This is a genomic window from Frankia sp. Hr75.2 (assembly GCF_949319125.1).
Lineage (GTDB): Bacteria > Actinomycetota > Actinomycetes > Frankiales > Frankiaceae > Parafrankia > Parafrankia soli.
The window spans coordinates 1-14,362 of the sequence record NZ_CASGGV010000336.1; the positions used below are offsets into that span (position 1 = coordinate 1).

Genomic DNA, 14,362 nt, shown 5'->3' on the forward strand with positions numbered 1-14,362 from the left:
CGTCGGGATTGTCCAGCCGACCCTGCTCCCACCACAGGGCGAGCAGCGCGAGGTGGTACGCGCCGCTCTCGTAGAGCTCGGTCTCCCGGTGCAGGGCGAAGGCGTGGTGGTAGATCTCCTCCGCGGTGGAGAGGTCGTCGTCCCGCCACAGCGCCAGTGAGCCCTGCGCCCAGCGGAACTGCACCCGGCTGGCCGGCAGCCGCAGCAGGTCGCTGCCGAGCGCGCCGAGCCGGACGTGCTCGGCGGACCCCGGGTCGCCCAGCTCCGTCTTCGCCAGGTAGAGCAGCCCGTGCGCGATCACCTCGTCGATCTGCGCGCTGGCGTGCGGGACGGTGGCCAGCCGGTTGAGCAGCTCGACGGACTCGGCGGCCCGCTCCGCGATCCCGGAGAACACCAGTGCCCGACTGAGTAACGCGTCGGCCAACGCCTCGTCGTCACCGATGCGTTCGGCCAGCTCGATCGCCCGGCGGCTGAGCAGGTCGGGGACGGAGCCGTCCGGGTCGTAGGCGCTGCCGACGGCGAGCGCGGCCAGCACCCGGACGTGCGCGGCGGGGTCGGCGGCGACGAGGGTCTCCAGGCCGGCGAGGCGCGCCAGCAGTGGTGCCGGGTCGTCGCCGTAGACGGCCCAGGGCCAGGATCCGCTGGTCCGTAGCAGCGCGGCGGCCAGCCGGCCGGCCGAGTCGAGCCGCCCGCGGCGCACCGCGTCGAGCAGGCCGGCGTCGACGACGTCGAGCACCGTCTGGCCCCGCCCGGCGCGGGCGAGCGCGCTGACCCGCGCGACGAGCACCTCGTCCCGGTCGATGTCGAGATCACCGGCGCTCCGGTCGAGGACGTCCAGCGCCTGGCCCCACCAGTGCGCGGCGGCTTCCGACTGCCAGCGGCGCTCCGCGTAGAGGGCGGCGGCACGGCAGGCGTCGAACACGTCGGCGGACTCGGCCAGCGGCCAGGCGGCGGCGAGATGCGCAGCCCGGCGGGAGAGCGCCTCGCCCCCGCCGGAGCTGCCGCCGCCGGAGCCTCCGCTGCCTGGGCCGCCGTCCACCGGGCCGAGGGCCTCGGCCACCCGCAGGTGCAGCCGCTGGCGGCGCAGGCTGGAGATCCCGGCGACGACCTCGTCGCGCAGCAGCGCGTGCGCGAACATGTACCGCCCGGTGCCGGCGGCCTGGACGATCACATGTTCGTCCGAGGCCTCGTCCAGCAGGTCGGCGAGCTCGTCGCGATCGAGCCGGGTCACCTTGCCGAGCAGGTCGATGTCCAGGACGTCGCCGATGACGGCGGCGGCGCGCAGCACCTGGAGCACCGCCGGATCGAGGACGGCGAGCCGCTGCCCGAGCACCGAGCGCACGGCGACGGGTACCTTTCCGCCGGCGCGGTCCTCGGCGGGCAGGCGGGCGTACTCGCAGACGAAGAACGGGTTCCCGCTGGTCCGGTCGGCCAGCTCGGCGGCCTCGGCGTCGTCGATGGCCTGGCCGCTGATCCGGTTGACCAGCTCCGACACCTCGCCCTCGGTCAGCGGTGGGACGGCCAGCCGCCGTGATCCGTGCCGGCGGGCCGCGGCGGCGAGCAGCCGGTCGAGCTCGGGGCGGCCGGTGACGTCCCTGGCGGTCACGACGAGGGCCAGCCCGGGGCACGCCCCGGCGTCGGCGAGGTGGGTGAGCAGCCGCAGGCTCGCGGTGTCCGCCCAGTGGACGTCCTCGGCCACCACCAGCAGCGGACGGGTCCGCACGGCCTCGGAGAGTGCGTCGAGCACCCGGCCGTAGACGACGAACCGGGCCGCGTCCGCGTCGGCGCCGCTCGGCGGGGTCAGCAGATCGTCGGGGTCGGCGCCGAGGTCACGCAGCAGTTGGCGCACCGGCCACCAGGGCGGGACGGCGTCGTCGTCGGGGCACCCCGTCCGCGAGACCGCCCCGCCGGCCCGGTGCCAGCCGGCGGCGGCCTCCTCGGCGAGCCGGCTCTTGCCGATGCCCGCGGGGCCGGTGAGAACCACCCAGCGGACGGGCCCGGTCATCGCCTCGGACAGCACCGAGTCGAGCACGGCGATCTCGCGCACCCGGCCGACGAGCTCCCCGTACCGGACTCCCGGCGTTCCCTCGCCTTCGGACGCCCCGCTGCCGGCCATGGTGGTCGGGGCGGCGGGGCGGGCCGCACCGACGGCGATCGGGTTGACGGCGATCGGGTTGGCGGGGTTGGCCGCGGCGGCGGTGTTGGCTGGGCCGGTGGGAGTGTTGGCTGGGCCGGTGGGAGCTGCCGGGGTGGTGGGAGCGGCTCGGCCGGCGGTGCGGGGGGAGGCTGGCCAGGAATCCAGCGCCGGGTCCTGGCGCAGGATGGCGCCCTGCAGGTCGCGCAGCGCCGGGCTGGCCTCCAGGCCGAGCTCGTCGGCCAGCCGCCGGGCGTGGTCGCGGAAGGCGTCGAGGGCCTCGGCCGCGCGCCCCGCCCGGTAGAGCGCGATCATGTGCAGGTGGCAGGCGCGTTCCGCCAGCGGGGCGTCGTGCACCAGCTGGCGGGAGCGCAGCACCGCGGCGGTGATCCGCCCGGAGCCGAGCAGGCCGACGACCGCGCTCCGCTCGCACTGCGCCCACCGCTCGTCGACCGCGTTCGCCACGCCGCGCACCCACGGCTCGTCGCCGAACTCGGCGAGCAGCGGGCCCCGGCGCAGCGTCGCCGCCCGGTCGGCGGCCGCCACCGCGTCCGGCCAGTCCCCGGCGTCGGCGGCGGCCTGGGCCTGGTCGCACTCCCGCTCGAACAGCCGCAGATCCAGGTCGTCCGGGGGGACCTCCGCCAGATAGCCCGGGGTGCGGCGGACGATCGGTGAGGTGGCCCGCTCGTCGTCGCGCAGCAGCCGCCGCAGGTTGGAGATGTGCGCGTGCAGGCTGGAGAGCATGCTCGGCGGATGCTCGTCGCCCCACACAGCGCTGGCCAGGCGGTCGACGGAGACCACCCGGCCGGCGTCGAGGAGCAGGGCGGCCAGTACCGCCCGCTGCTTGGGGCCGCCGAGCTGGACCGGCCGGCCGTCCCGGACGACCTCGATCGACCCGAACAGGCGGTAGTACGGCACGCCCCTCATGATGCCGTCTTCGCGGTACTGGCTCGCGGGATGCGGGATCAGGACCGCGCCCGCGACTGCACCAGACCGGCGGCGGCCCGCACCGGGTGTGAGGCGGCCATCCGCGCGCGCGGGTCGTAGCTGGCGGTGAGCGTGGCGAGGCGGGCCAGCGCGGCCATGTCGTACTTGAGCGCGACGAGCACCGGGTCCGTGGTCGAGCCGAAGTTCGGCGCGGAGATTCCACCGGACCACGGCTGCACCGCGTCCATCACCGCGGCGGCGTGCCCGGCTGTGGCCTCGACGATCGGCGGGGCGGCGATGCCGATGGTCAGCAAGGAGTAAGCCGCTTCCCGGTGGCAGACGGCGCTCGACTCCCGGGGCTCGCGGGCCAGCGCGCCGCCGAGCAGCCGCAGCTCGACGAACACCTGCGGGCAGTCGGCGGCCGGCCCGATCAGCGCGAGCAGGGTGCGCACCGCGGCGTCCGGCAGCTCCCGCAGCAGCACCGACCGCTCGTGGACGGGCATCGGGTCGACCGGGTCGGCGTGGATCATCCCGAGCGCGGTGAACGGCATGACGCCGAGCCCGCCGAAGATCGCCGGCGCGAGGCCGCGGATCGGGTCGATCGCCCGCTCGCCGTCGGCCGGGTCCCCGACCCAGGCGTAGCGGACCGCGACGGTGCACCGGCCCGCCAGTGGCGGGGGCACCGCCGGCATCGCCGGCAGCCGCATGATCGCGATGGACGTCGACGCCTGCTCCGGCAGCCCCGCCGACCACGTCTTCCACGCCGACAGGACCCGGTCGGCGTCCGCGCCGTCGAAGTAGAGGCAGCCGCCGTAGATCCGGTCGACGTCCAGCAGTTCGAACTCGACGGCGGTGACCACGCCGAGCGCGCCCTTCCCGCCGCGCAGCGCCCAGAACAGCGCCGCGTTCTCCGTGGCGGTGGCCCGGCGCGGCTCGCCGTCCCCGGTGACGACGTCGAAGGCGGTGACGAGATCGCTTCCGAAGCCGAAGGTCCGCGCGACCGGCGACAGGCCGCCGCCGGTCAGGTACCCGACGACGCCGACGTGCGGCGAGGATCCGGCGAGCGCGCCGAGTCCGTGCTCGGCGGCGGCGTCGAGTACCCGCTGCCAGCGCACCCCGGCGCCGACCCGGGCCCGGCGGGTGGCCGGGTCGATGGTGACCTCGTCGAGGCGACCGGTGTGGACGAGCAGGCTCGGCCGGGTGTGGGCGAGGGCGCCGTGGCCGGTGGACTGGACGATGACGTCCAGGTCGTGGGCGTCGGCGAAGCGGACGGCGGTGACGACGTCGGTCGCGTCGGCGACCGCGACCACGGCCACCGGGGAGACGGCGACGGCGACGTTCCACGGGGTGGCGGCCGCGGCGTAGGCGGCGGTGCCGGGCAGCAGGACATCGCCGCTGATCTTGCCGGCGAGGTCGGCCAGCGGCAGCTGCAGGGACGAGGAGTCGGGCGTGAAGGACATGACGGCTCCGTCTGGTCGAGCGGTGTCGAACGGGACGGGATGAGCGTGCGGTCCGCCGCTTGGACCCCACTTGTCGTTCGCCGCCGCCCGCTTGCGCCCCGCCGCCGTGCCACTTGGACGCCGCCGCCGTGCCGCTTGGGCCCCGTGGCCGTGCGGCTTGGACGCCTGGTCGCGCCGCCCGGAGGCGCCCGGAGGCGCCCGGAGGCGCCCGGAAAAGCGAGCAGGCACCGCGCTCGGAACGCGCGGCAGCGATGAGGCCGAGCGCTTCTCCATCGGCCCGGACCGCCCCCGGGTCTTACGATGGCCGGGTGAGTCCGACCGCCGCGCGAGACGTCGTCGTCGACCGTGCCGCCCTGTTGGACTTCATCCGTCCCCGGCACCGCGGCATCCTCATGACCACCCGCCGGGACGGCAGACCGCAGGCGTCACCGGTGACGATGGGCGTGTCCGGATCCGGCGACGTCGTGATCGCGACCTACCCGGAGCGGGCCAAGGTCCGCAACGCCCGCCGTGACGAGCGCGCCTCCCTCCTCGTGCTGTCGGACGAGTTCAACGGGGAGTGGGCGCAGGTGGACGGCACGATCACCGTCGTCGACCAGCCGGCGGCCGTCGAGGAGCTCGTCGACTACTACCGCAGCATCAGCGGCGAGCATCCCGACTGGGACGAGTACCGCCAGGCGATGGTCCGGCAGGGCAAGGTGCTGCTGCGGCTGCGCGTCGACGGCTGGAGCCCGATCAGCCGCGGCGGTTTCCCGGCCCGCCTGCTCCAGGGGGCCGACCAGCCGAGTCCGTCGAGCCCGGGCGGCGCCTGACCGCGACCGGGCGTCCTGGCGTCTGACCGCGGCCCCGGCGTTCCGGCGCCTCCCGCCCGCCGCGGTTCACGGCTTCGCACTGTTCCTGGAAGCTCGCGGTCCGTGGCTGTTCGCTGTCCAACGTGGCTCACGGCTCACGGCTCACAGTCGCTGCCCGCTGTCCGTCACGTTCCCGCCCTCGGCTCCGCCGGACGCCTGAGGTCTGGATCTCGGCGCGCCGCCGGCGGTGCCCCCCAGCTGGACTCGGGCGGGCGCTGCGACCCGTCCCGGGACAGCCATCCAGGCAATATTGACGTCGATATCAATAAGTGGTAATTTCGCCTCAGGTCAGTGATGACGTAAGGGGGTAGTCGTACGTCCCGGCCCCATGCCGTGCCGGGGGAGTCGTGCGGCTGTCTCGTGGCATTCGGCTGGAGTGGTTCGGCCAGCCAGTACGGAGGAATACGTGCCTGCGACCAAAGTCGACTTTCCCGTCTTCGACGCCGACAACCACATGTACGAGACACCCGACGCGTTCACGAAGTTCCTCCCCGAGGAATACGCCGGCCTGATCAAGTATGTGCAGGTCAACGGGCGTGACAAGATCGCGGTCAGGGGTGTGATCTCCGAGTACATCCCGAACCCGACCTTCAGCGTCGTCGCGCGGCCGGGCGCCTGGGAGGACTACTTCAAGAACGGCAACCCGGACGGGAAGTCGACCCGGGAGCTGATGGGCAAGCCGATCCGCTCCCCGGAGGCCTTCTTCTCCCCGGAGCCCCGCCTCGCCCTGATGGACGAGCTGAACATCGACCGGGCACTCATGTGGCCGACGCTGGCGAGCCTGCTCGAGGACCGGCTCCGCATGGACCCGAAGGCCACGCACGTGGTCGTCCACGCGCTGAACCAGTGGATGCACGAGCACTGGAGCTTCAACTACGAGGACCGCATCTTCGCCACGCCGGTCATCACGCTGCCGATCGTGAGCGAGGCCATCAAGGAACTCGAGTGGATTCTCGAGCGCGGTGCGAAGATCATCCTCATCCGGCCGGCTCCCGTGCCCGGCTACGAGGGTTTCCGGTCGTTCGCGCTGCCCGAGTTCGACCCGTTCTGGCAGAAGGTCGTCGAGGCGGACATCACCGTCGGCCTGCATTCCTCGGACGACGGCCTGACCCGCTACTACAACATGTGGGAGGGCCGGCAGGACGGTGAGCACCTCCCGTTCGCCTCGCCGTCCGCCTTCCTCGACATCATGCACCTCCAGGGCCGGGGCATCTTCGACACCGTCGCCTCGCTGATCGGGCACGGACTCCTCACGCGGTTCCCGAGCCTGCGGATCCTGCCCGTCGAGAACGGCTCCGGGTGGGTGCGTCCCTTCGTCGAGGCCGTCGGCACCTCGTACGCGCACAGCCCGAAGCTGTACGACGAGGACCCGCTGAAGGTGCTCAAGCGCAACGTCTGGATCCACCCGTTCCACGAGGAGAACCCGCGCGGCCTCATCGATCTCCTGGGCGTCGACCGGGTCGTCTTCGGATCCGACTACCCGCACGCCGAGGGGATGTCCGACCCGGTCTCCTACGTGAACGAGCTCGAGGGCCTGCCCAAGGAGGACATCGCCCGAGTGATGGGCGGCAACCTCGCCGAGGCGCTGAAGCTGCCCTTCGCAGCCTGAGGGCGTCCCGCCTTTCGCGGGTCGCACCCTGACAGACCGGCCTGGCCGGCATCGCACGAGTGATCCGTGCGGGGCCGGCCAGGCCGCTTTCGTGTGTGGTGGAACCACGAGCGCCGTCCCGCGAATGATCGTCGTCGTCGTCGGCGGCGGCGGCAGCGGCGGCAGCGGTGGTGTCGGTGTCGGCGCCGGACTGGTCGTGCGGCCGTCGGGACTGCTCCGGTCAGTACTGCACGTGCGTGATGGCGGCCGCCGGGTCGTGCAGGGCCGGCCCGTAGTGCTCGGCGAACAGCTTCGCGACGAGCTCACCGCGGCTGCCGACGCCCACCTTGGCGAAGACCGCCTTGAGATGGTCCCGCACGGTGTGCGGTGACAGGAACAGCTCGGCGGCGATCTCCTGGTTGGACAGGCCCCGGGCGACCGCCCGGGTGATCTCCTGCTCGCGCACGGTCAGGCAGTACGCCTCGACGATGATCGGCGCGATCTGCGCCGACTTCGCCGGCTCGATCGTCAGCGCGGTGGGGCCGGGCCGGCCGTTCGGCTGGCGCAGGCAGGACGCGTGAATCGAGATCCAGCGTCCGGAGACCGCCCGCAGCCGCGCGGCGGCGGGCCCGCGGTCGCGGCCCTCGTGGACGGCGGCGGCCCGGGCGACCACGGCCAGCACCGGCGTCATCGACACCGAGGGCAACGCCCAGGACGGGCCGGCGAGCTCGGCGAACAGCCGCTCGGCGTTCTCGTCGAGCGAGAGCAGCGTCCCCGACGTGTCGAACAGTGCGGTGCCCGGACCGCTGGCCGCGCCCGCGGCAGCGGGCCGCGTAGGCACGGCGGTGGTGAAGGCACGCAGCGCGGCCGCGATCACCGGCATGAGCGTGCGGACGAGCTCGACCTCGGTCGCGGTGAACGAGCCCCGGGCCCGGTCCCGGTACAGGTCGACGACGCCCCAGGTGTTCCCGACCGGAACGCGGCGCGCAGCTCGTCGCCGTAGCCCTGCGGGGCGATGAACTCCCGGTACCGGGCGCTGCGGGCGAGCTGGTCGTCCGTCGCCGTGTAAAGCGTCGCGACGCCCGATTCGGAACGGGCGAGATCACGGAAGAGCAGGACGTCCTCGACGAGGCATTCGCGTTCCCAGTACGACTCGCATCGGCTGTTCTCGATGTTCTCCACCCGGACCGGGCTGGTGGCAAGGACGGTCAGCGGATCGGTGGCGAACCAGCCCGCCCCGTCGAAGGGCACCAGCCGGCGAAGCCGGTTCGAGACATCCTCGAACAGCCCTTCGCAGGTCTCGGCTTTCGTGCAGACATCCGCCAGGGATGACAGCTGGCTCTCGACTGTCGACGTCGACCCGCGCACTGTTTCCCCCGTTGGTCACGCGCACCGCCCGGACGCGTCCGCGTGGCAAGTGTGCGGTCGGCGGGCGCGGGGCGACAACCCCCCATCTGTAGGGGTCGGTGAAAGGCCGGCCATCGAACCGGGGGAGGTGCGCTCGCGGAGGTCCCGCGATTCGCGGGATGGGTCCGGTCGGTGAACGGCGGCAGGCTTCTCGATGACGGCGACCCCCACCGCGGGAGCACATCATGAAGCTCGGAATCGCCCTTCCCAATGCTGTCCCCGGCGCACCGGGAGACGCGGTGACGACCTGGGCGCGCCGCGCCGAGGAATGCGGATTCGACTCCGTCGCCGTCATCGACCGCGTCGTGTACGACAGCGTCGACCCGCTGGTCGCGCTGGCGATGGCCGCGGCGGTGACCAGCCGCGTCGAGCTCGTCACCAACGTCCTCATCGCCCCGCAGCACCGGACGGCGCTGCTCGCCAAGCAGGCCGCGAGCATCGACCGGGCCAGCGGCGGGCGGCTCACCCTCGGCGTCGGCGTCGGCGTGCGCGCGGACGACTTCGCCGCCTGCGAGATCCCGTTCCGCAGCCGGGGCGCCCGCCTGGACCGGCAGCTCGACGAGCTGCGCGGAATCTGGAACGGGGAGTGGGGCATCGGCCCCGGCCCGGCCCGGCGGGCCCCGGCTGCTCATCGGCGGCGACGCGGCGCTGGCCGGCCCGCGCGCGGCCCGGCACGGCGGCGGCTGGACGATGATGGTCGGCACTCCCGACCAGTTCGCCGCCGGTGTGGACACCGTGCACCGCGCCTGGCGGGAGGCGGGCCGACCCGGGACGCCGCGCACCATGGCGGTCTTCTACGCCGCGCTCGGCGAGGACGGTCCCGAACTCGCCGCCGGCGCGATCGGCCACTACTACTCCTGGCTCGGCGCCGACCTCGCCGGCTGGATCGCCGGCACCGCCGCCACCGACGAGGACGCCGTCGCCCGCCGCGTCGAGGAGTTCACCGCCGCCGGCGCCGACGAGATCGTCATCGCCCCCTGCTCGGCCGAGATCTCCCAGCTCGAGCGGCTCGCCGGCGTCGCGCTGCGCACTCCCGCCGCCGTCTGATCACCACCCGCCCAGCTCCTGATCGTCTTCGTTCGCTTTTCGCCTTTCGCCTTTCGCCTTTCGCCTTTCGCTTTTCGCTTTTCGTCGTCCTTCGCGCTCCTGTCACTGGAGGAAATCTCATGACCATCGCCCGCATGCTCGGCCTGCGCGTCGCGGCCCAGTCGACCGGCCACAACGCCGGGCCGATGGGCGACCTGGCCGGCTCGATCCTGCTGCGGACGTCCGCCATGCGCGGCGTGCACATCGACGCCCGCGCGCGGCTCGCCCGGGTGGAGGCGGGCGCGCAGTGGGCGGACGTCACCACGGCGGCCGGTGAGCACGGCCTCGCCGCGCTCGCCGGATCGGCCCCGGACGTCGGCGTCGCCGGCTACACGCTCGGCGGTGGACTCAGCTGGCTGGGCCGCTCACACGGGCTGGCCGCGAACAGCGTCGTCGCGATCGAGGTCGTCACCGCCGACGGCGCGCTCCGCCGGGTCGACCCCGACCACGACCCCGACCTGTTCTGGGCGCTGCGCGGCGGGGGCGGCAGCTTCGGCGTCGTCACCGCCCTGGAGTTCCGGCTGTACCCGATCACGCAGGTGTACGCGGGAGTGCTGTTCTTCCCGGCCGAGCGCGCGGTGGAGGTGCTGCGGGCGTGGCGGGAGTGGCTGCCGTCGGTGCCCGACGAGGTCGCCTCCGTCGGCCGCATCCTGCACTTCCCGCCGCTACCGGAGCTGCCACCGCATCTGTCCGGCCGCTCGTACGTCGTCGTCGAGGCCGCCTGCCAGCTCTCGGTGGGGCAGGCCGACGAGCTGCTCGCCCCGCTGCGCGCCCTCGAGCCCGAGCTGGACACGTTCCAACCCACACCGGTCGGTGAGCTCGGGCTGCTGCACATGGACCCGCCCGGCCCCGTCCCCGCGCACGGCGACGGGATGCTGCTCGGCGAGCTGCCCGAACAGGCCATCGACGTGTTCGTGGACGTCTCCCGCGCGCACGGGCCGGCTCTGCTGTCGCTCGAGCTGCGCCACCTCGGCGGCGCGTTGCGCCCCGGCGCGATGGCGGGCGGGGCCGTCGACGGGATCGACGCGGCGTTCGCGGTGTTCGCGCCGGCATGACCCCGACCGAGGAGGCGACCCGCGCGGTGACAGCCGCGGTCGATGCCGTCCACCGTTCGCTCGCACCGTGGTCGACGGGCGGGTGCTACCTGAACTTCGCCGAGCGTCCCAAGCCGGGGCAGGCGCTGTTCGGCGCGGACGTCCACCGTCGGCTGACCCGGATCAAGGCGGCCTACGACCCCGCCGACGTGATCCGGGCCAACCACCCGGTGCCACCCGCGAGCTGACGCCGCCGGCCCGCCGCCGGGACGCGGTCGGGAGGCCGTCGGCCGATCTATGCCGCGGATCGGGGGCCGTGCGCGGTCCAGCCCAGGCGGTTCAGCACCGCCTGGGCAGTGGCCGTGACCGGCGGCTGAACGGTGAAGTCGCCGTACAGTGCCACGAATCTCGGCCAGTAGAAGTCGATCACCTGCTTTCCCCGCTCGAACGGGTGGACGTACATCCACCTGAGCTCCCACACCCCGTCCATGAGCTTGAAAGCGACGGCGCCGGCGGCCACGAAGCTGACCGCGTTCACCCGCGGGGCGGAGAGCAGCCACACCCGCTGCTCCCCGAAGTTCAACGCCCGGGCGAGCGGAAAATCGTAGCCGCATTCCCGCTTGGCCGCGTTTCCGAACATCTCGGCGGCCTGCCGGAGGTCGAGCGGTGAATCCCGGGAAACCTCGATACAGTCCGGACCTTCACTCGCGCGACGCTGATAGGGAAGGACCGGCATGTCGATCCGGTATCGAGGTGAAAGCCGTTCCTCCTCGCTGAGCCATGTTTCGCGGTCAACCGGAGTGAGGTCGGTCATCGTTCCCCTTCACTGCGTGGTTCGGTCGTTCGCCGTTGAACCGGATCCGGGTGGGCGACGCCCTCGGGGTTGTTCCGGGCGGCGCCCCGGGCGGCGAACGACGACGATCACCCGACGGGGATGCCACCAAGCCTGACCGACCCGCCCGCCCCGCGAAAGATGCTGGATGGCCCCAGAACCGAAACGGATGGCACCTCGGTGCGGGCACCGCCCGCTCGCCGCCCGCTTGCCGCCCGGTCTGCCGCGGCCCGCGCTTCGGCAGCCCGTTTCTCCACAGCCTGGTCTTCCGCCACACGGTCATCCACAGCCCGGGGCCGCGCCGCCCTCAGCCGCGTTGATCCGAGGACACTGGGCGCATGTTGCCCGACCTCACGGTCGCCGGGGCGGACCTGCCCGTCCGGTCCGCTCTGCCGGCGCTCGTCGCCGCGCTGACCGGTGGTGACGAGCACGGGTCGCGCTCCGCCGGCGGGGCCGCGGTGCTGGTGGCCCCGCCCGGCACGGGCAAGACGACGCTTGTCCCGCTCGCGCTCGCCGACCACGTCCCGGGTCGGGTACTGGTCGTCGAGCCGCGGCGGATCGCCGTCCGCGCCGCGGCACGGCGGATGGCCACCCTCGCCGGCGGTGGTGTGGCGGGTGGTGCCGGGGCTCGCGCTGATGCTGTGGGTCGCGGCGGTGTGGGCGGGGGCGAGGTGGGTGGCGCGGTCGGCTACACGATCCGCGGCGAGCGCAGGGTCGGGCCGTCCACCAGGGTCGAGGTGGTCACGACAGGAGTGCTCGTCCGGCGGTTGCAACGCGACCCCGAGCTACCCGGTACCGACGCGGTCATCCTCGACGAGTGCCACGAGCGGCAACTCGACGCGGACCTGGCGCTCGCGTTCCTGCTCGACGTCCGCGCGGCGCTGCGCCCCGACCTGCTCCTGCTCGCCGCCTCCGCGACAGCCGACACCCGGCGGCTGGCCGCGATGCTCGGCGCGCCCGGCCAGCCCGCGCCGGTCGTCGGGACGGACGCCTCGATGTTCGACGTCGAGGTTGTCTGGGCGCCCCCACCAGGGGTGATCGCCCCGGCGCACGGCCTGCGGGTCGACCCGCGGCTGCTCGACCACGTCGCCGCGACCGTCGGGCGCGCGCTGCGGGAGACGTCCGGGGATGTGCTTGTCTTCCTGCCCGGGGCCGGTGAGATCGTCGCCGTCGCCGGCCGGCTCGCCGGGTACCGGGACGCGGTCGACGTGCTCACCCTGCACGGCCGCCAGGCCGGCGGGGCGCAGGACGCGGTGCTGCGCGCCGGTCCGCGTCGCCGGGTCGTCCTGGCGACCGCGGTCGCGGAGAGCAGCCTCACCGTGCCCGGCGTGCGGGTCGTCGTCGATGCCGGCCTGGCCCGCTCCCCGCGGATGGACCACGCCCGCGGGCTGGGCTCGCTGGTCACCGTGCGGGTGTCACGGTCGTCCGCCGGGCAGCGCGCGGGCCGGGCCGGCCGGGAGGCGCCAGGCCGGGTGTACCGCTGCTGGTCCGCCGCCGAGCACGATCGGCTGCCCGCCCAGCCGGAACCGGAGATCGGCGTCGCCGACCTGACCGGCTTCGCGCTGGAGCTGGCGGTCTGGGGCCATCCCGGCGGCGCGGGTCTGCCGCTGCTCAGCGACCCTCCCGTCGGCGCGATGGAGGCCGCCGGGGCCTCGCTGCGGGCCCTCGGCGCTGTCGACGAGACCGGCCGGGTCACCCCGCGAGGACGTTCGATCGCCCAGGTCGGGGCCCATCCGCGGCTCGCGCGGGCACTGCTCGACGGCACCCGGGCCGTCGGCGCGCGGCGGGCCGCGGAGGTCGTGGCGATGCTCTCCGGGGACGGCCCGGTGGGCGGCCCCTCCGACGACCTCGTCGCCGCGTGGCGCCGCCTGCGCAACGACACCGACCGGGCCGCGTCCGCCCGCTGGCGGGAGGAGGCCCGCCGGCTGCGCTCGGCCGCGGACGCCACACCCGCCGGGCTGGCTGGGCCTGCCGGGCCTGCCGGGCCCGCGGCCGGGGGAACGGGTGGGATGACCGACGATCTCGCGGCGGGGCTCGTGGTCGGCCTCGCCTTCCCCGAACGGCTCGCGCGGGCCCGTGATCCCGGCGGGGCGAGCTATCTGATGGCCGGCGGAACCGGCGCCGAGCTCACCGCGGGCTCGGCGCTGACCGGGGCGGAATGGCTCGCCATCGCGGTCGCCGACCGCGGGCCCGGCCGGACGTCCGCCCGTGTGCGGCTGGCCGTCACCCTCGACGCGGCCACCGCGTGGGAGGCGGGCGCGGCGCTGCTGCGCACCGAGGACGAGGTCGCCTGGTCCGGTGGCGACATCGTCGCCCGCAGACTCGAGCGTCTCGGCGCGATCATCCGCACCGAGCGCCCGGTGAACAGGCCCGACCCGTCCCTGCTGCGGGCCGCGGTGCTCGACGGGCTGCGTGACGCGGGTCTTCCCGTGCTGCGCTGGAGCGCCGACACGCTCGCGCTGCGGGACAGGCTCGCGTTCTGCCACCGGGTGCTAGGCGCCCCCTGGCCCGACGTCACCGACGCCGCCCTGCTGGACTCCGCCCCCGACTGGCTCGGTCCGGACCTCGACGGCGTGCGGCGCCGCGCCGACCTCGAGCGCATCGACGCCGGCCGCGCGCTGCGCCGGCTACTGCCCTGGCCACAGGCCGCCCGGCTGGACGAGCTGGCTCCCGAGCGGGTGGCGGTGCCCAGCGGCTCCCGGGTGCGCCTCGACTACAGCGGCACCAGCGGCGCGGCCGGCCCCGTGCTGGCCGTGAAGATCGCCGAGGTGTTCGGCTGGGAGCGGGTACCCGTCGTCGCCGACGGCCGCGCGCCACTGGTGCTCCACCTGCTGTCGCCGGCGGGACGCCCGGTGGCGGTGACGAGTGACCTGGCGTCGTTCTGGCGCACGGGCTACCCGCAGGTCCGCTCGGAGCTGCGCGGCCGCTACCCCCGCCACCCCTGGCCGGACGACCCGACCACCGCCCCGCCGACCCGCCGCGTCGCCCCCCGCACCCGCGGCCGCTGACATGTCAGACGGCGCCGCCCCACGGGCCGGTGATG

Annotated in this window: 11 protein-coding genes and 1 pseudogene; 7 read left to right on the forward strand and 5 right to left on the reverse strand. The window is 74.3% G+C overall.

Going from position 1 to position 14,362, the window contains the following annotated elements:
• Together AC559T_RS32500 and AC559T_RS32505 are read right to left on the reverse strand one after the other, a co-directional pair.
• Positions 1–3,061 (reverse strand): ATP-binding protein (locus AC559T_RS32500; RefSeq protein WP_498871117.1); only part of this gene is annotated, 3,061 nt, incomplete at its 3' end.
• 38 nt (positions 3,062–3,099) lie between these two features.
• Positions 3,100–4,521: an FAD-binding oxidoreductase gene (locus tag AC559T_RS32505; RefSeq protein WP_498871118.1), complete on the reverse strand. Its 1,422-nt coding sequence runs from the start codon at positions 4,519–4,521 to the stop codon at positions 3,100–3,102.
• Positions 4,522–4,829: 308 nt separating this feature from the next.
• Between AC559T_RS32505 and AC559T_RS32510 the strand changes: the two genes are divergently transcribed.
• Positions 4,830–5,333 carry a PPOX class F420-dependent oxidoreductase gene (locus tag AC559T_RS32510; RefSeq protein ID WP_071064908.1) on the forward strand — a complete coding sequence of 168 codons (504 nt, stop codon included), beginning with the start codon at positions 4,830–4,832 and terminating at the stop codon, positions 5,331–5,333.
• 445 nt (positions 5,334–5,778) lie between these two features.
• Positions 5,779–6,981, forward strand: a complete 1,203-nt coding sequence (locus tag AC559T_RS32515; protein ID WP_071064907.1) for an amidohydrolase family protein — start codon at positions 5,779–5,781, stop codon at positions 6,979–6,981.
• 220 nt (positions 6,982–7,201) lie between these two features.
• Here the strand turns inward: AC559T_RS32515 and AC559T_RS32520 are convergent, their stop codons facing one another.
• A complete protein-coding gene (locus AC559T_RS32520; RefSeq protein WP_498871119.1) occupies positions 7,202–7,837 on the reverse strand; it encodes a helix-turn-helix transcriptional regulator in 636 nt (211 codons plus the stop codon).
• A complete protein-coding gene (locus AC559T_RS32525) occupies positions 7,834–8,328 on the reverse strand; it encodes a hypothetical protein (RefSeq protein WP_498871120.1) in 495 nt (164 codons plus the stop codon). Before AC559T_RS32525 ends, AC559T_RS32520 begins: the two co-directional genes overlap by 4 nt.
• A gap of 224 nt (positions 8,329–8,552) precedes the next feature.
• Between AC559T_RS32525 and AC559T_RS32530 the strand changes: the two are divergent.
• The 4 genes and pseudogenes from AC559T_RS32530 to AC559T_RS32545 all read left to right on the forward strand — a co-directional run.
• Positions 8,553–8,942 (forward strand): annotated as a pseudogene (locus AC559T_RS32530) (LLM class flavin-dependent oxidoreductase); the annotation flags it as partial.
• Positions 8,943–9,057: 115 nt separating this feature from the next.
• On the forward strand, positions 9,058–9,414 hold the full coding sequence (locus AC559T_RS32535; protein ID WP_498871133.1) for a hypothetical protein: 357 nt from the start codon (positions 9,058–9,060) through the stop codon (positions 9,412–9,414).
• Positions 9,415–9,533: 119 nt separating this feature from the next.
• Positions 9,534–10,508: an FAD-binding oxidoreductase gene (locus tag AC559T_RS32540; RefSeq protein WP_498871132.1), complete on the forward strand. Its 975-nt coding sequence runs from the start codon at positions 9,534–9,536 to the stop codon at positions 10,506–10,508.
• A complete protein-coding gene (locus AC559T_RS32545) occupies positions 10,505–10,735 on the forward strand; it encodes a BBE domain-containing protein (RefSeq protein ID WP_498871121.1) in 231 nt (76 codons plus the stop codon). Before AC559T_RS32540 ends, AC559T_RS32545 begins: the two co-directional genes overlap by 4 nt.
• 47 nt (positions 10,736–10,782) lie before the next feature.
• On the opposite strand, the gene AC559T_RS32550 is transcribed toward AC559T_RS32545, so the two are convergent.
• Positions 10,783–11,127, reverse strand: coding sequence for a hypothetical protein (locus AC559T_RS32550; RefSeq protein WP_131802367.1), 345 nt, complete (start codon positions 11,125–11,127; stop codon positions 10,783–10,785).
• A gap of 530 nt (positions 11,128–11,657) precedes the next feature.
• Between AC559T_RS32550 and hrpB the strand changes: the two genes are divergently transcribed.
• Positions 11,658–14,327 carry an ATP-dependent helicase HrpB gene (hrpB, locus tag AC559T_RS32555; protein ID WP_498871122.1) on the forward strand — a complete coding sequence of 890 codons (2,670 nt, stop codon included), beginning with the start codon at positions 11,658–11,660 and terminating at the stop codon, positions 14,325–14,327.
• Positions 14,328–14,362: the final 35 nt, after the last annotated feature.